Origin of the sequence: Rhodococcus sp. Leaf278, assembly GCF_001426085.1 — a bacterium.
GTDB lineage: Bacteria > Actinomycetota > Actinomycetes > Mycobacteriales > Mycobacteriaceae > Rhodococcoides.
Genome location: NZ_LMRR01000003.1, coordinates 119,785 through 141,738 on the forward strand (window position 1 = coordinate 119,785; position 21,954 = coordinate 141,738).

The window sequence follows — 21,954 nt, forward strand, 5'->3', positions numbered from 1 at the left end:
ACCGGGCGCCGATGTAGTGCGAACACGTTCTCCTTGGGTCCGATCCTTCGTGCCGCCGCGACGCGTCGAGTTGTGCCAGCAGTCAGCGAGGATTTTGGGGCGTGTAAATCGACAGTGACAGACCGCGCCAGTCTCGCCGACTATCGATCGACACGCGAAGGCATTGCGGCAGTTGTCTACTGGCCTCCAGCAACGCCTTCGTCAGTGGTAGTACAGTATTGAGTCCGCCATAGTAGGTCGGCTCTTTGCGACTTTGGCGTGGATGCCGCTCCAATCTCGCCGCACGGGTTCGACCTCGTCGCCGGCATCAACGCCAACGCACGATTGTCCGGGTTGCTAAGGTCGACAAAGTTTTGGGCGGTCGCCACGGGGCCGTCAACGTGCTCTGAGATCTAGGCGGTGGCGTGGCGCAAGGTAACGACCGGTGGGTCGAGGTTTCCAAGTCTGCGTTCACCCATGAAACCGCTGGTCTTGAGATGATTCGCGACCTATTACCTGCCTCCGCCCCCTATCGCGCATGGACGAACTTCGAGTTCATGGACAACCACGGCCAGTGGCACGAGATTGACGCCCTGGTCCTCGGTCGCCGACGCCTCCACCTGGTCGAGCTGAAAAGCTACGCCGGTGTTCTACAAGGCACGGAGACCAGTTGGGTCCGCACCACGATGGGTGGTAAGACGCTTACACAGCGCTCGCCACTCCTGGTCACCCGGCGCAAAGCACAGCGTCTGGCCAGCCGGATCGAGGAAGAAGCTCGAAAAGTCGCGCTGGAGACAGGCCTCAATCCCGAAAAGGTGCGGCGGGCTCTCCCTTTCGTCCAGGAGTCAGTGTTCCTGCATGGATCCCCGTTCAGGACGGATCTACCTGACCTGGCGAAGTCGAGCCTCTTTGGCCCCGACGGCCAAGAGAAAGACACCGGGCTCCCAGGAATCTCGGATCGACTGCTGGAACCTCCAACAGACAATAGGAGGGTCGACGAAGACCTCAGCGTCATCATTGCCCTCGCTCTGAAGAACCTCGGCATCAGCCGCCGCACGGAGCGTGACGCAGGTTCATGGACCATCACTGGCACCCCTCTCGCGAGCGGCGAGGACTGGCAAGAGTGGTCGGCTACTCAGAAGGTCACCAAGGAGGCCGGCCGAGCCCGCATCGTCTCATTCCGCCGAGGAACGCCCGCGAACGCTCGGTCAGCCGCGTACCGCAAGATCGACCGCGAGTACTCGTTGCTCAGCTCACTTCGCCATGAGAGCATCGTTGCCCCGCGTGACTTGGTGCAGGACGACGACGGCAACACTGTCATCGTCTACCCGGAAACCCCCGGATACGAGCCACTCGACCTCGCGCTGGCGACCCGGACCCTGACCGCCGAGCAGCAGTTGCTGATCCTGACTCAGATTGCTGAAGCAGTTGGCTACGCTCACCGCAACTCCGTAGCCCACCGAGGACTTGGGCCCTCCACAGTTCTGGTCCAGACCACAGAACTCGATGCAGGCAAGGTCAAGATCCGGCTCGCGGACTGGTCGTGGGCGGGCCGGGTCCATAGCCCGGAAACACGTTCGGGGACGATGCTTGGTACATCAGTCACGTCGGGAACATCGCCTACCGATGACGTCTATCAAGCTCCAGAAGACCGCTGGGCGACGGATGGGGACCGCCTCGCTCTCGATGTCTTCTCCCTCGGTGCCCTCGCCTATTTCTTGCTGTCAGGCGGCCAGGCACCCGCCCGGGATCGCGCCGCGCTCCTCGAGCGTCTGCGGCAGGAAGAGGGCCTGGATCTCGCAGCATCCGGCGGACGGTTCGTCGACGAAACCCTCCGAGCCTTAGTGCTCCGTGCCACCCAGCCGTCTGTTACCAAGCGAGTTCAGACCGACAAGAAGACCGGTCAGCCCGGATTCGGAGCACAACAGTTCGCAACCGAGCTCGCGAACTATCGACACAAACAACTCGCACCAATCGAACAGCAGGCAGATCCCCTCAATCCCGCGCCAGGGGCGTTGCTGAGTGATCGTTTCGAGGTAGTCCGAGTTCTCGGTTCAGGTTCCACTGCGCGCGGCGTCCTGGTCCACGACCGTGAGCATGACGACCTCCTTCGCGTTCTCAAGGTGGGCCTCGATGACAGTGCAGATGTGCGACTTCGCGACGAAGCGGCAGTTCTCACTCAGATCGGCGCGCGACAGCCACCGGTTCCAGGGGTCGTCGAGCTGATCGAAGGCCCGCTCGATCTGGCCTTCAACCGCACAGCACTGTTGCTCAGTAACGGCGGTGAGCAAACGCTCGCCGACGTCGTGCGTTACACCCCGCTGGGTGAGGGCCAACTCAAGGCATGGGGCCTCGAGCTGCTCGACGCTGTGGTGGCGCTCGATGCCGCCGGCATCACCCACCGCGATATCAAACCCGCCAACCTCGGGCTCTCCCGACCAGAGGGAAAGACCCGTTCTGCCAAGGCTCGACTAGCCTTGTTCGACTTTTCGCTGTCACGTGCGCCTGTCGATCAGTTGGATGCGGGTACCCCTCCTTACCGTGATCCGTTCCTTGGTACTGGGCTGCGCACTTTCTTCGACTCTGCAGCAGAACGCTATTCGGTCGGAGTGGTGCTGTTCGAGATGGCAACAGCGTCGACGCCCGAGTACGGCGACGGAATGAGCGACCCCGGCGTTCTCAAGGATGAGGTAACTGTCGGCCCAGAAGACTTCACGGCCGGAGGCTTGAGTCGCAGCCGAGCCGAGGCACTGGTCGAGTTCTTCCGAACCGCGCTCGCGCGCAACGCCAAAGACCGTTTCGACACGGCATCGTCGATGCGAAGCGCGTGGAGCACGGTCTTCAAAACCCGCAACACCATAGAACCTGTGTCTCCACCGACCGTGCGAGAACCAGCGCTGGTCGCCACTGCCGACACGACACCCACGTCGATCGTTCCAACAATCACATCGCTGGACATCCTTGTTGCGGAGTTCGCGCGCGCGGCAGGCTCAAAACCAACCACAATCCGACGTCAGGTCGTTGAGCTCGTCCTCGGCACACACTCCCGTTCCCCCGAAGACCCCTTCGTCACCTACCAAGTTCTGTCGCCCCTGGCGAACGTCACCTCAGGTCGGATCGCCCAGATCTTCGGCGAGTTCTCGCAGCTGTGGGACAAACACTCTCAACTCGCATCCACCGTCCTCGATCTCCACGGTCGCCTGCAAATTCTGCTGGAGAAGTCCGGCGGAGCTAGTACGCCAGATCTGTTGGCGCGTGAGCTGCTCGGCGAACTGCAATCCCATGGCCTTGCGAACCCCCAACGCTCTGCTCTGGGTGTGCTTCGCATCCTGATGGGGTCTCGGCTGCCGTCATCTGTGAACGATGACCTCGAATCTGGCGTGGACACGTCGCTACACATGGTGCGACGCCAAGGTTCTGGAACAGTAGCCATGATCTCCACGGCAGCGGTTTCGCGCCGACTCCCCGCTGTTCTCGCGATCGATGCCGAAAGACTTGTGGCGGGGTCCGTTTCCCAGGGGTCCTTACTCGTTTCTCCCATTGAAGCGGAGATTCCGCTACGCGAATCGGCAGCGACAGTTTTGGATGTCGCGCCGAACGAAGTCGAAATCCCGGGTCATGTCTTGCTGCGTATCGCTGCCGTGGGTTCGAAGGACGTAGCTCTCTCGGCGCGCGATGAGCTGCATTCGCGAGCGCTCCCGATAGTCGAGTCCCTTCGAATTCTGTTGCGGGGACTATCGACGTCAGATTCGTTCAGCCGAGCGGAACTCGAATCCAGACTTCTCGCCCGCTTCCCCGCACTGGTTCACACTCTCCCTCGCCGACCCGAGCTGGACGACATCGTGTCCAGGCTCCTGCCGGACATGAAGTGGGACGAGACCGCGAACCGGTTCGCATTCGAGCATTCGATCAACCCTGCTTCACATGTGCCGACGCGGCATACGCGCACTGCTCCGAGCCACCACCGCGAAACCGGCTCTACCGAAATCGAATTCGCGCTCGAGTCAAGTGTGCGCGAACATAATTTTCGGGCACTGGGGATTCCGCTAGGCGCGTCGGACATTATCGCGACTGGGCTCGCTAACCGTTTCGGTGCTCGCCATATCGACGTGACGGACCTACTCCTTAACGAGCTGCGCAGTCGGGCGACTCAAGCAGGTATCAGCTGGAGCGACATTCTCGCCGCTGATGCAGGCGCAGTGGCAGATCGAGAGAATCTCAAAGGTTTTGTTTCACAGGCCATCCCGATACTCAAAGACGCCATTTCCAGGGCAGATTCGCCGGTCGTCTTGACTGATCTCTCGACACTTGCAGCGTACGGGCAGCTAGGAGTTTTGCACTCATGGGCTGACCTCGCATCGCCGCCAAAGCATGCCGTCTGGGTCTTGGTGCCGCAACGGCAAGAGTCCGGTGGTTTACCTGGTGCGAGCGTCGACGGGACTGCGCTACCCCTCAACAGCCCGGAACAGTTCATTCAAGTTGCCGCCGAGGAAGTAGCAGCTTTGCTCGCACACACGCAACCACAGCAACATGACAACCGTATCGAGGAGAACATCCGATGACGTCGGCCACCACGGCAGGCCCTCAGCTCACGGCTGCGTTGAAGCCGCAGCTGGCACTGCTGGTCGACGACATCCGAGATCGACTCGAACACGACGGCGAAGAGTTGGGGCGCTGGCAAGCGACCCATCGTCAAGCGATCGAGGAACAGCGCACTGCTGGCTCGTGGACCGACTGGTCGGAAGACCAGATCACGCAGGCGGCAGTCGGTTGGCTATTGACTTCGGTCTTCGTGCGTTACTGCGAAGACAATATGCTGCTGGGCGACTCTGCTGTCTGGATTGCTGGGCCAGACCGCGGTTTGCGGCAGCGCGCGGAAGATGCGGAGAACGACTTCTACCGACGGAACCAGGATCTGTCTTACCGTGAGTGGCTCAAGGTGTCATTCGCGGCGCTGCGCGACTGCCCCGCCACCCAGGCTCTGGTCGACGACCACGCAGCACTCAACATCGCTTCACCGTCTTCCGATGCTGTGCAACAACTTCTGTCATTCTGGCGACGGACCGGTGATGACGGAGAGCTGATCTGGTCATTCGCCGACAGCAACCTGTCCACTCGATTCCTGGGCGACCTCTACCAAGACCTCTCTGAATTTGCGAAGAAGAAGTACGCACTGCTGCAGACGCCTGAATTTGTCGAGGAGTTCATCCTCGACAGAACGCTTACACCAGCTCTGCAAGACCGCCCGCTCGAAGGCTTCAAGTTGATCGACCCCACATGCGGTAGCGGGCACTTCCTGCTCGGTGCGTTCGCGCGGCTCACCGAACGCTGGCACCAAGAGGCACCGGGTCTTGAGCTGCGGACGCGCGTGGACAACGCCCTCGCTTCGATCTACGGCGTAGACCTCAATCCATTTGCCGTGGCTATCGCCAAGTTCCGCCTGATCGTCGCTGCACTCAAAGCCTGCGGCGAAAGCTCGTTGATCAATGCACCGAAATTTACACTAAACCTCGCCGCTGGCGATTCACTGCTTCACGGGCCCGAAGCAGACGGTACGGACGCGTTTGATTATGGTGAAGCAGAACTAAACAAAGACTTCGTCGCTGCGGGATTCAACTACAGCACCGAAGATGCAGCCATCCTCCGTCCGATTCTCACCCCTGGGACTTACGATGTAGTAGTTGGAAATCCTCCCTACATTGTCGTCAATGACAAAGCGCTCAATATTCGCTACCGAGAGCTATATCCTTTCTGCAAAGGGAAATACGCCCTTACCGTTCCATTTATGGAGCTCTTTTTCAAGCTTGCGAAGCACGGTGCGCGGCCAGGATTCACAGGGCAGATTACCTCAAACTCTTTTATGAAGCGAGAATTTGGGGTACCTTTGATTGAAGAATTTCTGGCAAAGAAAGACTTGCTACTGGTTGCCGATACCTCGGGGGCTTACATTCCGGGCCACGGCACTCCGACTGTAATCGTGGTAGGTCGCAACCAGGGCATCAAGCGCGATTTCGTTCGCGCGGTGCTAGGAGTACAGGGCGAGCCAGGCGCGCCCAAAGATTCTGCTAAGGGTAAAGTTTGGACGTCCATCACTGAACACGTCAACGAGCCAGGCTTCGAAAACCCTTTCATATCAGTGACAGATCTTGCCCGCAACAAGCTCTCAAACCACCCATGGAGCCTTACTGGCGGTGGCGCCGCCGATGTACTAGCAGCGATCGAGATGCACGCCAGCTCCCAGCTCCACCAAGCAGCGAAACGAATCGGCGTCTTCGGGATGACCAATTGCGATCCCGCAATGATCATTGACACTGCAACCTGCTCGCGGTTCAGCTTGGAATCGACAGCACTCCAAAGACTGGTCCTGGGTGACCAGGTAAGAGACCACCGAATTAGTTCAGGGAATTCTGTTTGGTTTCCATATTCAGACGAGATCAAACTAGTACCAGTTAGTGAGTATCCAAATTTTGAGAGATATCTTTGGCCAAATAGGACCGAGCTCGGAAACAGGGCCACCTTCAACAAAGTGTCGTATTTCGTGGAAGGTCGACCTTGGTACGAGTGGCACCAGGTACCGCGAGGCGACGACCCTGACACCTTCACAATCACCTTCGCCGAAGTCGCGACGCACAATCACTTCGTCCTCGACCGTGGCGGCAAGGTGTTCAAACAAACTGCACCCGTGATCAAGCTGCCGAAGGACGCGACTGAAGACGATCACCTGCGAATACTCGGGTCACTCAATAGCTCCACAGCATGCTTCTGGCTGAAACAAAATTGCCACAACAAAGGCAGCACGGTTGATCAGAGTGGAGCTCGGACAACCCTGTCTGCGTGGGAGAATTTCTATCAGTTCAACGGAACCACTCTCAAGAACTTCCCGCTACCTGTAGCTGCGCCGCTGGACCGTGCACGTCGAATTGACATATTGTCACAACAGCTGTCCGCGCAGGAGCCTGCCGCCGCGATAGAGACATACGGCGCAAGCCGCGCCACCATCGATGCCGCACGGACCGAGCACGCGTGCATCCACGCAGCGATGGTTGCCGAACAGGAAGAACTCGACTGGGAGGTCTACCGAAACTACGGCCTCATCGACGATGACCTCACTGTTCCGGTTGCCGAGGCGCCCGAAATCGTGCTTGGCGAGCGCACATTCGAAATCGTGCTCGCCCAAAAAGTCGCATCCGGTGAATTAGAGACAGCATGGTTTGCCCGTCACAACGCCACACCGATCACAACGGTTCCCACGCAGTGGCCGAGCGACTACCGCGTACTCATCGAGAAGCGAATCGCGGCAATCGAATCCAATCCCTTCGTTCGCCTGCTTGAGACACCGGAGTACAAGCGCCGGTGGGCCGGAGAATCATGGGACACCAAACTCCAGAGTGCTCTGAAAGACTGGCTTCTCGACAGACTGGAGGACCAGTCGCTCTGGTTCACGCCGCAGGGCACGCCACAGCCGCGCTCGATTGGTGAGCTCGCCGGCCACGTCGAGACCAGCACAGAATTCATCGATGCGCTCGATCTATGGGCAGGTCAGAAAGACGCGCCCGTTACCGCCACGCTCATCAAACTCCTGGCAGATGAGGGTGTTCCCTATCTTGCTGCCATGCGCTACAAGGACTCCGGATTGCGCAAACGTGCGGAGTGGGAACGCGTCTGGGATATGCAACGAGATGAGGATGCTGGCCTGATGGCGGCAACCGACATTCCGGTACCTCCGAAGTACACCGGCGCTGACTTCGTCAAACAGTCCTACTGGTCGCACCGCGGCAAACTCGATGTCCCCAAAGAACGATTTATTTCCTACCCCGGCGCGGGACGAGAAACCGATCCGACTCCGATGCTGGGTTGGGCGGGTTGGAACCATGCCCAGCAGGGCATCGCCCTTGCGACGATCTACGCCTGGCGCGAATCCGAGGGCATCGATCTCGTTGAACTCGTACCGGTCGTTGCTGGCATTGCCGAGATACTGCCCTGGGTCAAGCAATGGCACGCCGGCGTCGACGCCAATATCGGTCTCGATTTGGCCGAGTACCTCACCGGCCAGCTGGCCGAGAAATCAGCAGCAGTGAACGTGCCCGTGGACGATCTCAACAAGTGGCGGCCCGTCAAGACCACCCGAGCACGCAAAGCTACCGCACGAAAGGCAGTTCAACAGTGACCTTCTCCGGTTCATCCGCCGCTCCAGCTCGGACTTTGCGAGAGACGTTTGCGATCCCGGAGTCGCACGGCACCAATGATTACGTGCTACGCCTCTCGGATTCAGTCGAAGAGAACAGCATCGCAGCAACCATCAATACGTACGTGGTCACGCCGGCACTCGTCGAAGCCTTCGACACTGCGTTGTCCGTCGTCGACGAAGCACTGCGCACCAAGCAGAACAAGGCCGCGTACCTCGAGGGATCCTTCGGCTCGGGCAAGTCGCACTTCATGGCAGTTCTGCACGCGGTCCTCGGGCACTCGCCCGCAGCACTGTCCACTCCCGAACTTCAACCGGTGATCGCGAAACATCCGGCGATTGGACACGCGAACCTGTTGCGCCTGACGTTCCACTTCCTGGACGCACACAGCGTGGAATCGGCACTGTTCGATCAATACCTGCGTCAAATTGCGGCTCTGCACCCCACTGCCTTACCTCCGGTGCTGCATTCGGCCGGCGGACTGTTCGTAGACGCGGACAACCGACGCCGCGAGGTCGGTGACGACACCTTCTTCGCAGCACTAAACGGCGCACACACCCAACGGACCACAACAGTTGACTGGGGCGCGTTGGGGCAGGGAAGCAGCACCTGGACTGCGGATACTTATGCGTCCGCTAGCGCGCCCAATGCGGACCCCGAGGTGCGTGCGAAACTGCAGCAGGCTCTGATTGCCACATACTTCACCAGCTACTCACGCAATACTGATTGGCTACCGCTGGAAGACGGTCTCGCCGTAATCGCCGACCACGCCAAGTCGCTCGGTTATGACGGCGTCGTACTGATGCTCGATGAGCTGGTCCTATGGCTGACGTTCATGATCACCGCGCGCGAGAAGTTCAATGTCGAGGTCCAGAAGATCACCAAGCTCGTCGAAACCAGTCGCGGACACCTCGCAGTTCCCATCGCGTCGTTCATCGCGCGTCAGCATGACCTCAGCCGCTGGCTGACCACCGGGCCCGAGTCCGGTGCGACTCAGCAGGCCCTGGAGCAAGCATTCGCCCATCAGGCCGGGCGGTTCGGCAGCGTCCGACTCGGTGACGAGAACCTGCCCTACATCGCGAACAAGCGGCTGCTTCAACCAGCGGACGCGGAAGCGGTCGCCGCACTCGACACCGCGTTCGCTCGCCTCGATCGCAGCCCCAAGGTCTGGGATGTATTGCTCGACGGAGTCAACACCGACGATCAACACCGAGGGTCCGACTCCGACGCGTTCAAGCTCACCTACCCGTTCTCGCCCGCGCTCATCGATACCCTGCGGTCGCTCTCCGGTCAGATGCAACGCGAGCGCACTGCGCTCAAGGTGATGCAACAAATACTTGCCGACAACGCAGACCGCCTCACCATCGACAACGTCATTCCGGTTGGCGAGGCCTTCGACTACATCATCGACAGCGCCAACGCGACACCGATGAACGACGCTGCAGCACAAACGTTCAAGACTGCCAGAACGCTGTGGACCGACAAATTACGTCCATTGCTCTTCAAGAACGCGGGCGTTCTTGAAACGACAGCAGACAAGGACGTTCCGGCCGGACTGCGCGCCGACGTCCGGATCGCCAAGACATTGCTGATGTCCGCTGTTGCGCCGAACGTGCCTGCACTCAAGCAGATTGACGCGTCAAGGCTGGCATCGCTCAATCACGGCAGCGTCATTAGTCTCATTCCCGGGGACCAGATCGGTCAGATCACCAACAAGGTGAAACAGTGGGCAGCGGAGATACCGGAGCTGTCCGTCACCAACGATGCAAACCCGATCATCTCTGTGACGCTCGAATCCGTAGACTACGAGCGCATCATCGCGCGTGCACAAGCGGAAGATACCGATGGCCGTCGTCGGGAGCTGATGCGTGATCTGCTCGCCGAGCACCTAGGAGTCATCGGGGCTCAACACACTGTCGACAACGCTCTGCTGCGTTCGATCACCTGGCGTGCTACGCACCGGCAGGTTGAAGTCGTCTTTGGCAATGTTCGAGACCATGGCTACCTCCCGGATGAGACTTTCCGTCCATCCGTTGACGGTGCGTTGAGGCTTGTGGTCGATCTACCATTCGATGACGCGGGACATACGACCGCCGAGGACCACGACCGCGTCGAACAATTACGGCGAACCAGCCAAGACCGATTCACCGTCGTCTGGCTCCCCAGCTTCTTCCCGGAGAAGGTAACCCGCCAGCTGGGGCGCCTCGTCATTCTGAACTACGTTTTGGCCGGCGATAGGTGGGCCAGCTATGCCAACGAACTGTCCGAAGCAGACCGGGCTGCCGCACGCTCGATACTCCAACAGCAGCAAGCTCAGGTACGCGGCCAGCTGAACAATGCTGTCCAGGTCTCCTATGGCGTAGCCGCAGGAGCTTCCTTCGCGGAAGGCCAACCGCCGCTTCGGTCCCTCCACGCCGGCTTTGTCGTACAGCCACCCATCGGAAATACGCTGGGCGAGGCCGTCAATCGGCTCATCGGCGACGCGTTCGACGCGCTGTACCCGGACCACCCCGATTTCACCCCGCCGGACAAGCTCATAAGCCGCGGTGAACTGAACGTGGTCCTCAAACGACTACGAGAAGCTCAATCTCAGGTGGACGGCCGTATCCCACTCGAGCGTTCCGAGCGCGATATCGCCCGTCGAGTCGTGGAACCCTTGGCCCTCGCCAAGACCAACGAGACGCATCTGCTGTTCGGACCGGAGCACTTCGCGACGTGGCGGAGCCGGATTACCCAAGAGCTGTCGAGATCCTCGATCGATGAGGACACCGACGTCGCAATAGAGGTCCTTCGGACGGCCATCGCGGCCAGCGGGACCAGACGCGGACTTACCGACGACATGATCGACCTCGTTGCGGGTGCATGGACCGCTCAGACGAAGCGCTCATGGTTCCTACACTCGTCCCCCATCGCCGAACCGCTCATCGGAGACTTCCGCCGTGGCACCACAATGCGCCTCGAACCCTTGCCCGAACGCCAACCGTGGATCGACGCCTGCCGCCGGTGGAATGTGCTTACCGGCCAGAATGTGAACGATTTCCTCACTGCAACCAATGTCGCGGTCTTCGCACGCACGGTGCAGGAGTTCGCTGCCACCGGACGCGCAGACCGCCTGCGTCTAGTGAGCACGCTGACGAGGGCTGACAGCCACCTTGCAATTCCGCATGACAACGCGCGACTGGCTCTCGCCCAGGACCTCTGCGAACTCCTAGACAATCGAATTCCACACTTGGACAACATTGCATTGGTCGACGCACTAGCCGGCGCAGACCTTCATGGCACAGATCTCGAAGCTGGGCGTTCGATGACAACGGCCGGCGCTGTTGCGAACACAGTGGATGGATTCTCGTTGGACCGCTTGAACGTGCTAAGCAACGCTGCTTTGACCGAGGACGATCGCGGGCGCACTGCAGCTGCCATAGTTGACTCGATAGTCGTTGCACTTTCCGGTCATGAACTCGTTCATCCACTCAGCGCTGCGTTGGACAAAGCTACTCAGGACCGCGATAAGTGGCTGGAAGGAGGAATTGGGCATCCGCCACCGCCGCCCCCAGAGCCACCGGTTCCGCCAGTTCCGCCAGTTCCGCCAGTTCCCGAATCGCTCTACGAGTTCACGGTTGACGGTCCTCAGAATTACTCAATCGTCGAAGAGCGCCTCAAGGCGCTGATGGCGGAGAACCCAGGCGTGCGATACACCGTCACCATTTCTCGGATCGATCGATGACTATGTCCACGAACCTTCCGAAAGCAGATTTGGCCAGCGTTCGGAATTTGATATCGAACTCGAGGCTGTCGCGACACAACCATGGAGTGATCGCGGTATCCGCAGCACCTGAGTGGGCGGGCGACGCGGAATTCACCTTCGACGGGCAAACCGTCAACGTCCGCACAGCACCGAGCGTCCTGGCGATCCGGGACGCGCTGACCGAACGCAGTCGCGTCGACTGGGTAGTGATCCTGACCGACCGCACCGCAACGGAACTACCCGTCGGCATCCTCGAACACCTTGCTGCGGGCCGTCTCTCGAATCTCGACCCGTGGCCTGTGCTACGCGAAATGTTCAGTGCATCGAAGCAAGAGTTCAATTTGCTCTCACTGAAAAATGAGTCTGCCCGGGCTGTACTACGAGAGTTGGACGGTCAACAGATGGTGCCGGCTCCAGGTGGAGTGCTCACCAACGAACACCTGTTCACCTCGCTCGCGCGCGACCGATTCGGCTTGAAGCCAGCAGAATTCACCCCTCACAGCATCGCCATGTGGTCCATGAACCGCGAGGATGCACTGCGGTTCGACGGCTGGCGCTCGCGCACCGACCCACAATTGTTCGATGAATTTCTGAGCTGGATCAGCGGACGCCTCGGACCCCTCGGAAGCCCGTTCACAACAGTGCTCCGAACCACCGGCCCAACCGAACTGGTGCCCCTCGGGTTGGTAGCAGCGTTGCTCGACAACGGCACGGCGATCTCGACGGCATTCCCTGCTGCGCTCGAGACATCCATCAAGGTCCGAACACTGTTGGAAGTCCACCTCGGCGGCACAGCAGGTCTCACCGAACAACAGCTGATCGCGTGGGGTAACACAGCAGCCCTCGCTGTCTCCGGTACCGAAGTGTCAGCTGACATTCTCCGGCGCGGCGAAGATCTTGTGACTTCTCTACAGGCTGATTCATTGATCGCCCGATCAGATGTGCTGCCGTCCGCTATGACACCGCGTATCGGGCAGTTCGCCGCCGCGTTGATCGAGTCGACGCAAACCGGCAGCCTCGCTACGGTCGAGAATGCGTGGGCCAACGTCATTTCTCACCGTTCAGCGCGGATGGACACCAACGACGCTCCTCGTGATGTTCGTGTCGGCTCGGCCGCACTACGTCTACTCCGTTGGCTACAACGTCCCGCGGCCCAACCCTCGACATTGGCGTCATGGCTTGCGGAACATCGATCGGATCTGTCCTGGGTGGACGGTGCAGTCAATGCGGCCTTCACCGGCGCAGACAACACTGCGCTCGCATCGGCGGCCCACCGCATCATCGACCTTGTTCGTCAGCGACGGGCGAAGGCCGATCGGCAGTTCGCTTCGCTCCTTGCAGCCAACGGCGTTCATCGAAGCGCAGCCGCCGGAATGCCCTTGCTGATAGAGGATCTCCTCGACCGCGTCGTTCGCCCTCTCACGGTGCCGCAGCCGGGTGCCACCGGTTCATCCAATCCCGTCAAACCCTCCCCCGTACTCCTGATCGTCGCCGATGGGATGAGTGCGACTGTCGCGAACGAAACCGTCGCCGATGCGCTCCGGCGCTACCGACCTCAGTGGCAAGAGTGTGTGTTGGAAGACGTCAACGATCTGCAGGCGGCACTTGCTGTACTTCCGACAGTGACGAAGTTCTCGCGTTGTTCACTGCTGACCGGAGCACTTGCCACCGGAACCCAGGACCGTGAGCGCAGCGGCTTTGCTTCCTGGCTACAGAGCAACGCACTGCCTGCAACCGGCCAGGTTCTCTTTCACAAGGCTGACATGGATGCGGTGTCTCGGGGCCACGCCCTTGCGTTCGATGTCCGCATTGCACTAGAAGACACCGGTAATCGCCCCGTCGTTGCCTGTGTCCTCAACGACATCGATGACGCGTTGGATCGTTCCGATCCCATCGGATCGACCTGGTCGACATCGAGTTTCAAGCACCTCGACGCGCTCCTAGCTGCGGCCGCCGCAGTGGGCCGTACGGTCGTCCTGACAAGCGACCACGGCCATGTCGTCGAACGCCGTGAACAGCCCAGTGTTCAACGTGGAGTCAGGGAATCAGCACGCTATCGGTCTGCCGCCGGAGTCGACCCGACGTCCTTGCCGGCCGACGAGATCCTGGTCGAGGGTGAGAGAGTCCGAACCGACGACCACCGCGCGATCCTCGCAGTGGATGAGCAGGTGCGCTACACCGGACTCAAGGCCGGATATCACGGTGGTGCCACGCTATCCGAGACAGTCATCCCCGTATCGATATTGGTCAACGGTGCTGTTCCCCCACACCTAGGTTTGGTGCTACGCCCTAATCCAGTACCTGTCTGGTGGGATCCGCAGCGGACCACCGTCGTTGCCCCGACTGTAGCGACGGAACTCGTGCGCGCTGTACCCAAACGGAAGCCTGTCGTCAAACCTGCACCGCAGCCGGACTCGCTGTTCGACGTGGCCGAGCCGGCCGCCCCTTCGGCCACGCCCACGCCGGCCGGTGGTCGAGATCTCGTCGCGGAATTGATTGCGAGCCCACTCTTCACACAGCAGTACAACGCGTTTCCTCCACGAATCACCAAACCTGTTATCGGACTGTTCATCCAAGGACTGATCAACGGAAACGGCCGGCTACCCCTCGCCCAGGCCGCTGAGATTCTCGGCGTCCAAGCAGGTCGAGCGAAGAGAACGATCGCCGCGCTCAGCCAAGTGATCAATGCGGACGGAGTGGTAGCGCTGAGCGAGAATGGAATCGAAGTAGAGCTCGCAGCGAGCCTGATGTTCGAACAATACGAGGTGAAGCCATGAGTCTGTCCCCCGTTCGGCGTCGAGAAATTCTTCAGGCACTCCGACAAGGCACTGTGCCGTCCGGCAACCTCGATGTCTTGGCAGTGGGCATAGACAAGTTCGCCAACACGGTCGGAGAGGATCTCGAGGCGGTCGCTTCCGGTGGAGCTGTCTTCAAAGCAGTGAGAGGTGAGTACGGCTCCGGCAAAACATTTTACGCACGCTGGCTGCAGCAACAAGCCATGAAACGCGGTTTGGCAGTAGCAGAGGTCCAAATCAGCGAACTGGAGACCCCGCTCCACAAACTCGAAACTGTCTACCGCCGCACCACGGAATCACTGCGTACTTCCGCATTCGCCCCCTCTGCCTTCCGCAGCGTCCTCGACGCGTGGCTTTACGGGATCGAGGAGGACGCCGCAGCCGCAGCAGGCACAGATGAAGCATCGCCTGAACAGGTCGACGCGTTGCTGGAGACGCGGCTCGCCGCCGTTGCATCAGCGACCCCGGTGTATCCAATGGTTTTGCGCGCGTACAGAGCTGCGCTCGAGCGCGACGATGTAGCCACCGCTGATGCACTGGTCGCCTGGCTCGGCGGGCAACCGCATGTCGGTGCCGCAGCTAAGCGCGCAGCCGGAGTCCGTCAAGACGTCGATCACTTCCTGGCCATGGGTTTCCTTCAAGGCTTACTTGCAGTGTTGAAGGGCGCTCGCCACCCCGGCCTGCTGCTAGTGATCGACGAAGTCGAAACGCTACAGCGCATGCGGTCCGACGCGCGAGCCAAAGCACTGAATGCGCTTCGCCAATGGATTGACGAACTCGACTCGGGCCGCTACCCCGGCCTGTACCTACTCATCACTGGTACGCCCGCATTCTTCGACGGGCGGATGGGCGTCCAGTCCCTCCCACCCTTGGCGCAACGACTGCATACCGACTTCTCGGGGGACGCCAGATTCGACAACCCCCGTGCGCCTCAAATTCGCCTTGCGGGATTCGACATCGACAGATTGGTCGAAGTCGGGATCCGTGTGCGCGACGTCTTCCGAGACGGGTCCGCGGTGCCCGAACGGATTGCCTCGATGGTCGATGATGACTACATCGCCGATCTCGCACGCGCCGTCGCCGGCAAACTCGGCGGTCAGGTCGGAATCTCGCCGAGACTATTTCTGAAGAAGCTCGTTCTCGATGTATTGGACAAGGTGGATCAGTTTCCGGAGTTCGATCCTCGTCAGAACTACTCGCTAACACTGAGTTCCGAAGAGATGACTGACACCGAACGCCACGCGGTCTCCGCGGATGAGGTCGAGTTGTGACTGGATTCGACCGGTTGAACCCAGTAGTCCAACACCACATCGTCAACAGCCTCGGATGGCAAGGCCTTCGGCCACTGCAGGAAGATGCCATCGTCCCGATTATGGGCGGGGAGGACGCAATCCTTCTTGCGCCCACGGCAGGTGGTAAGACCGAAGCGGCATGCTTTCCACTGCTGAGCAGGATGGCGGACGAGAACTGGCAGGGCCTCTCGGTTCTGTACCTGTGTCCGCTGAAAGCTCTGTTGAACAATCTGCAACCACGCATTGAGTCGTACACCGCCTGGGTAGGGCGCGAGGCGCTTACTTGGCATGGCGATGTGTCTAGCTCGGCTCGGACTCGAATCAAGCGTGAACAACCAGACATTCTTCTGACTACTCCAGAGTCACTGGAATCCATGCTGGTGTCCGAGAGCGTAGATGCCGGTCAACTCTTCGCGAACCTACGGGCGGTTGTGATCGACGAGGTCCACGCGTTCGCGGGCGACGACCGCGGGTGGCATCTTTTGGCGGTTCTCGCTCGAATTGAAAGCCTGCTCGGTCGGCCGTTGCAGCGTGTCGGAATGTCTGCGACTGTCGGCAATCCCGACGAACTCTTGAATTGGCTGCAATCTGCTGACTCCGCAAGAATCGGCCGTGTCATCGCCCCGGAAGTCCCCGGAAACGCAGTCGCCGTCGTAGGGTCATCTCTCACCGTCGCTTCGGCACAGCCAGCGCCTGCAGGTGGGACTCTGACCGATGTAACAGTCGACTACGTCGGCGGCGTGGAGAACGCAGTCAAGGTGATTGCGGCGCTACACCAAGGTGAAAAGCGTCTGGTTTTCGTCGACTCTCGCAGGCTCGCAGAGGAACTCGGCGAAGGGCTTCACGAAGCGGGCGTCACTGTCTTCATCTCACATTCGTCCTTGTCGGCGGCCGAGCGACGCAGGTCAGAGGAAGCATTCGCCGACGCCCGCGACTGCGTCATCGTCTCAACCTCGACACTCGAACTGGGAATCGACGTAGGCGACCTTGATCGGGTCATACAGATCAACGCACCGCGCACTGTCTCGTCTTTCTTGCAGCGACTTGGCCGAACGGGCCGACGGGCCGGTACTACACGGAACTGCCTGTTTCTCGCACTCGACAACGACAACTTGCTGGCGACGTTGGGAATGCTGAACTGCTGGAGCCAGGGTTGGGTCGAACCAGTCACACCACCCATTGCGCCGCGTCACATTGCCGCACAACAAATTCTGGCTCTCGCATTGCAGAACCACCGAGTTCCACTGTCCAATTGGAAGAATCAATGGGGCACGCTTCCGCTCTTCGATTCTACCGCCGACGAGAGTTTCGAGTATCTATTGGCCGAGGGCTTCCTGCAGCAAGACGGCGGTATCGCATTCATGGGTCCCGAGGCAGAGAAGCGATTTGGACACCGGCACTTCATGGAACTACTCGCAGTTTTTACCGCTGCGCCGCAGTTCACGGTCATGGCTGGTCGCAACGACATTGGGTTTGTCGAAACTGAAGTCCTCACCGAAGCAGTCGAAGGTCCACGCGTTCTATTGCTCGGCGGACGATCGTGGATGGTCACGCACATCGACTGGAATCGACGCATTTGCTACGTCGAGACAACCACCATCACCGGGCGCGCGAAGTGGGGCTCTGCTGGGGAGGGCGCGTCCTTCAGGATCAGCCGCGGAATGCGTGCAGCATTGCTGGGCACAATGCCAGCGGGCGTCACGCTCACAAGACGCGCGACCTCTGCGATCGAGGGGCTCCGTACCGATAGAAGTACAACCGTCGCAGACCAAGTACTTGTCGTGACACGCGAGGAGAACGGCGATTGGCGATGGTGGACCTGGGCTGGCACCCGCGCGAACAGAACTCTGTCCGCTTGGCTCCCGTCAGTAGTGCCGCCGCGACAGCTCACACGTGGGGATTCGATCCGCCTATACCCAGACATCGGTCCCCGAGAGATCGGTGCGGCGTTAGCAGAGGCACGAAGCCCTGGTGCGCCGAAGCCGTTGCCATTCGTCAATCCGAAAGCGTTAAGCGGATTGAAGTTTTCGGCTGCACTTCCAGAAAAGCTCGCCGTGCTGACATTGGCGGCGCGACTCGTGGATACAGATGGCGCGCAAGCCACGTTGGGCAACAAGACGTCAGTTCGAGCGCACGGGTAAACGTTTCACCTCGATGATCCGTCAGTTCACTCGAAACTGCTCGAACAGGAGCGCTGGGTTCAAACGTACTTCGGTGCCGTTCTCGGACAATATGTTCGCGCTGTCTTCGTTGATCACCTGGCTCAGGACAGCGACGCTCTGCCGGACCCTGCCAGGCCGAATGCCGAGAACTTCGGCGACCTCGCCAAACGAGGCCTGTCCGTTCGCTTCGATCAGCTCGCTCAGCATCATTCCGATCGACAGCGGTGAAAAACGTGGCCTGAATCGGTCGTATTGCCTTCTGAACTGCTCACCTTCGACCAATTGTTCGACCTTGTCGTTCATCTTAGAGTCCGGTCGCCCAACCCCTACCGATCCCTGGATCGGCACAGTATTTGAGCCGGAGCTCGGCATTGAAGTCTCGGCGCGTCCTAAGGTGATGGCTGAGCCTGGGCGGCTCCACACGATATCGGACGAACCGCCTGGTGACAGCTGAAATGTGTCGATCAACAACTCGACCAGCTGCTCTGCCATCGGAAGATCAAGCTGTATCGACTGACTGCTCTTGGGCGCAGAAACACGGTTGTCAGATCCGAAGGTCGACAAGTGAAGGATCTTGTTCTCGTCCTTGTCGTGAAAGACCGCAAACTGACAATCGACCTCTGTCGGAGCAGATTTCACTCGCTGTGTGCTCGGCGATATCGATCGGATCTTTGCCATCAGACTTCCTAACGTTGCAATAGGCGGTGCGGTAGTTCGGAGCTGACGATCTCACCGCTCAATAACCCTCGTGGCCGAGAAATTCGATTGAATCGCTTGTCACTCGATACAACTCGGAGCCGCCCATCCGCGACGAAGAATCCACATGGAGCGCACTACCGTCGAGAGTGAGTCGATACCCGCCATACTTTCCAGGAACCCCGAACCACAGTTCTCCCGATTCGATCTCAGTCAGCACCTCGACCTGGGGATAACGTAGCGGTGACCTGCGCCAACGAAGAAGCTCTGCGTCCAATAGGAAGTTGAGCCTGAGTTGCAGCGACTCAACGAGAGTTTCACCCAGTCTATGCACCGGTTTCGGTTCGAGCGATGTCGTGTAGGTCGTGTGGCCTTGCATTGTATAGATGTCCACCGGTCGATTACCGTCTGCGTCGCGGACTGAACGCCACGCTCCTCGATTGATGAGCCCGTGGATACCGTGTGCATCTCCACTCCATGCAGCCTGGTGCAGCGGGGTGAAGTGGGACTTTCCGCCTGATCTGGTCGAATTTACGTTCGCGAGCGGCTCGTAGCTGTCCATGCTGTCGAGGACTTCGAACAGGGCTGGCCAGTCACCCCGGTATGCAAAATCAGAGATTTTCGCTCTTGCGTCCGAGGGAGTTACGTCTTTGACGTCCAGGATGCCGTCCCACCATTCGGTGGTGCTTCGATCGCGGTTCACAGTCTGAACTCTTTAGGCGATGAGCTGAGCACGTCATCGTCCGATGATTCAACCTCCGCAGCCTGGAGCAATGAATCTCCACGGCGTAGACGCTTCACCGCATCCGCAACGAGTCGCTGACCGTCCAACGAGATGCTGCTCTGCACGAACGAATTGACCTGTTCGGCTGGCGAATCGACGCGTACCGCATCGACGCGCGTCTTCCACGATTCGTAGTCGTCGGGCTCGGCGAAGGTGATGACACCGATTCCATGCCTGGCCGCTGTCGTGACTCCGATGCCGACGTTCTTCTTCGTCGATTCCGACAGCACTGACGCCACGTGCATCAGTTCTCCCTCCGGTAACGCGAACCTGTGACAGCGAATTCGAGAGCCTCTGCAAAACTCGACTCGCCCGACCCGTTACGACCGGTGACGATGGTGATGCCCGGTGCGGGATGCAGAGCCGACGTTGCTTTCGGCCCGATGCCGCTGAACCCAGCCACGGTAATCTGTTTCAGAAATGCGCAGACCGGCTCTTCGCCCAATGCATCCGATACCTCCCGAGCCTGCGGGGTCGAGATCCCGTCGAGCAATTGTTGCAACGCACTCGGGCCCTCGAGAGCCGCACGAACGAGATACTTGACGTCGTCGGACAGCTTCTCGTCGGCGTCGTTGGCTTCCAGCACGGCATCGACCAACGGTCTGTCGACAGCATTGTCGGCAACGGTCACCGGCACTCCCCTGTTCGTTCTTTTCGCTAACCAGACCCCACAGTTACATATGGGACCGACAGTCCGCAGGGACATCGAGAACGCGACGCAATGTGTCGGTGCCTGATGCTTCGATGGCGGTATGTCACGACTCGGCGGGGGGTTCCCGCCTCTCACGGCCTGTGTGTAGTGGTTTCAGCACCGCGGCTGCGACGTACACGTCCTCGACAACGGTGTGGAGGTGGACCTGGATTGATGGAACCGCCACCTCGTCGAGTTCGATCAAGCCGAATGCGCCGGCAGAACGACGATTGAACCATCTCGTTGACGCGCAATCTCAATGGCGACATCCGGCTGTACGCCGGGATGCTCGATCGAGTTCTGCAGTTCGCGTACTCGGCGTGAAGTCCTCAGGAGTGCATCCACGGCGCTGGACTTGAACACGACGTCGCGTACACCATGCGATCGGTCGACTTCAAGACTGGACAACCCCTGCAGAAGCCGCGACAAACGATGCTGCAAAGCAATGACGCGTTGGTCGTGGAGCTTTAGCGCGCGAGTGAAACTCTCGAATAAGTTCAACGGATCCGATTGTGCGTGTTCGACAGCTTGAAGAACAGTCACCCGCTGCTTCAGATCGATCGAGAGCTTAGCCAGTTCAAGGTGAGTACGAAATTCTCCACCTTGCCCGCCGATCCCTTTGAATGCCTTCTCGAGCTCAGGAATTTCGACGCGGCCGTCCTTGAAGCCCGCGAAAGCCGATTCCCAAGCAGCGAGCCGTGTTTCAGCATTCGCAAGCCCAACATTGATGTGAAAGACCGCCGTGTCCAGACCGAGTGATGCCCCGATTCGTCCTTCGTCGAGAAGAACCGCCGAGGCGGAGTCGATAATCGGGATGCACGCATTCAGCGCAGATCGTTCGCCCGTGAGTGCGTTGTCCTTCAACTCACCGAGCATCTCCGTAATCGTGTCGAGAGCCTGCTGGCGATTGCGCTCGGCGCGAGCGTTGAGCCCGACTGCTACCGCCATGAGCACCAACGGCGCCGCGACGGTAAGAGCACTTGCGCCGACGACAGCTGCGCCGGCAGTAGCAGCCGACCCACCTACAGCACCAGCAGCAGCCGAACCGGCTACAGGAACAAACGTCGCCTGGGCTGCTATGCCGGACGAACCCACGAGAGCGCTGTGGACTCCGCCTGTCGCGGCTTTGGATGTCATGGATTTGACGACTCCGCTACCAAACTGGGCGGCCACCTTCGCCGGCACGACCATGCGATACAGCGCCTCCCCACCTGTATCCGCGAGGCCACTGCCACCTGACTTGGCAGTTTGGCTGATCAACTGGGAGAGGTGAGTCGCGAGCGGACTCGCACTCTCGAGATGCACGCCGCCTGACAGGTCGGAGGACTTCGGCATCGGATGCGCTTCCAGTGTCGCGAGAGGCGCATCGACCAATGCGGCCAGTACTGTGCGCAACTCGTTCAGACGCGCCGTCGTCATCGAGTCCTCTGTTGTGACGAGCGGTGCCACGGCTTCTTTCGTCGCTAGTGTCCAGAACGGAATCTCTGACTTGCTATCTAACATTGGTCGCCTTCCTCGCGTTGTTGCACACCATAACCGAACACACCGACCGGTTCGTCTGGATGTGCCGGACGCCGGCGGCCAGCTGACGCTGTCCGTGCAATTCACGCGAGAATTAGTCGTC

The 21,954-nt window shown here is 59.8% G+C and carries 11 protein-coding genes; 6 read left to right on the forward strand and 5 right to left on the reverse strand.

Annotated features, from left to right (window positions below):
* Positions 1–476: 476 nt before the first annotated feature.
* The 6 genes from ASG84_RS04925 (at position 477) to ASG84_RS04950 (ending at position 18,138) form a co-directional block, all read left to right on the forward strand.
* Positions 477–4,541: a protein kinase domain-containing protein gene (locus ASG84_RS04925; protein ID WP_082520810.1), complete on the forward strand. Its 4,065-nt coding sequence runs from the start codon at positions 477–479 to the stop codon at positions 4,539–4,541.
* Positions 4,538–8,146 (forward strand): BREX-2 system adenine-specific DNA-methyltransferase PglX, encoded by a 3,609-nt coding sequence (gene pglX / locus ASG84_RS04930; protein ID WP_057475908.1) that lies wholly within the window; start codon positions 4,538–4,540, stop codon positions 8,144–8,146. The genes ASG84_RS04925 and pglX overlap by 4 nt, the downstream gene beginning before the upstream one ends.
* 35 nt (positions 8,147–8,181) lie before the next feature.
* Positions 8,182–11,889, forward strand: coding sequence for a DUF6079 family protein (locus ASG84_RS04935; RefSeq protein WP_156399392.1), 3,708 nt, complete (start codon positions 8,182–8,184; stop codon positions 11,887–11,889).
* An 86-nt stretch (positions 11,890–11,975) separates the two neighbouring features.
* A complete protein-coding gene (pglZ, locus tag ASG84_RS04940; protein WP_235581535.1) occupies positions 11,976–14,687 on the forward strand; it encodes a BREX-2 system phosphatase PglZ in 2,712 nt (903 codons plus the stop codon).
* Positions 14,684–15,976: a BREX system ATP-binding protein BrxD gene (gene brxD / locus ASG84_RS04945; RefSeq protein ID WP_057475911.1), complete on the forward strand. Its 1,293-nt coding sequence runs from the start codon at positions 14,684–14,686 to the stop codon at positions 15,974–15,976. Before pglZ ends, brxD begins: the two co-directional genes overlap by 4 nt.
* Positions 15,973–18,138 carry a DEAD/DEAH box helicase gene (locus tag ASG84_RS04950; protein WP_057475912.1) on the forward strand — a complete coding sequence of 722 codons (2,166 nt, stop codon included), beginning with the start codon at positions 15,973–15,975 and terminating at the stop codon, positions 18,136–18,138. Before brxD ends, ASG84_RS04950 begins: the two co-directional genes overlap by 4 nt.
* 21 nt (positions 18,139–18,159) lie before the next feature.
* Here ASG84_RS04950 and ASG84_RS27900 read toward each other — a convergent pair whose 3' ends face one another.
* From ASG84_RS27900 to ASG84_RS04975, 5 genes are all read right to left on the reverse strand, one after another.
* Positions 18,160–18,837 carry a hypothetical protein gene (locus ASG84_RS27900; RefSeq protein WP_196248900.1) on the reverse strand — a complete coding sequence of 226 codons (678 nt, stop codon included), beginning with the start codon at positions 18,835–18,837 and terminating at the stop codon, positions 18,160–18,162.
* Between the two features lie 58 nt (positions 18,838–18,895).
* Positions 18,896–19,558: an ankyrin repeat domain-containing protein gene (locus ASG84_RS04960; protein WP_032369009.1), complete on the reverse strand. Its 663-nt coding sequence runs from the start codon at positions 19,556–19,558 to the stop codon at positions 18,896–18,898.
* Positions 19,555–19,884, reverse strand: a complete 330-nt coding sequence (locus ASG84_RS04965) for a hypothetical protein (protein WP_057475913.1) — start codon at positions 19,882–19,884, stop codon at positions 19,555–19,557. Before ASG84_RS04965 ends, ASG84_RS04960 begins: the two co-directional genes overlap by 4 nt.
* Positions 19,884–20,270 (reverse strand): hypothetical protein, encoded by a 387-nt coding sequence (locus ASG84_RS04970; protein WP_032369011.1) that lies wholly within the window; start codon positions 20,268–20,270, stop codon positions 19,884–19,886. Before ASG84_RS04970 ends, ASG84_RS04965 begins: the two co-directional genes overlap by 1 nt.
* A 261-nt stretch (positions 20,271–20,531) precedes the next feature.
* Complete coding sequence (locus ASG84_RS04975) at positions 20,532–21,833, reverse strand: hypothetical protein (protein ID WP_057475914.1); 1,302 nt, start codon at positions 21,831–21,833, stop codon at positions 20,532–20,534.
* Positions 21,834–21,954 lie beyond the last annotated feature (121 nt).

Excerpts from the sequence above, each read along its gene's own strand:
- ASG84_RS04925 (WP_082520810.1), top strand. The coding sequence starts at position 477 with ATGATTCGCGACCTATTACCTGCCTCCGCCCCCTATCGCGCATGGACG.
- pglX (WP_057475908.1), top strand. The coding sequence starts at position 4,538 with ATGACGTCGGCCACCACGGCAGGCCCTCAGCTCACGGCTGCGTTGAAG.
- brxD (WP_057475911.1), top strand. The coding sequence starts at position 14,684 with ATGAGTCTGTCCCCCGTTCGGCGTCGAGAAATTCTTCAGGCACTCCGA.
- ASG84_RS27900 (WP_196248900.1), bottom strand. The coding sequence starts at position 18,837 with ATGGCAAAGATCCGATCGATATCGCCGAGCACACAGCGAGTGAAATCT.
- ASG84_RS04965 (WP_057475913.1), bottom strand. The coding sequence starts at position 19,884 with ATGCACGTGGCGTCAGTGCTGTCGGAATCGACGAAGAAGAACGTCGGC.
- ASG84_RS04975 (WP_057475914.1), bottom strand. The coding sequence starts at position 21,833 with ATGTTAGATAGCAAGTCAGAGATTCCGTTCTGGACACTAGCGACGAAA.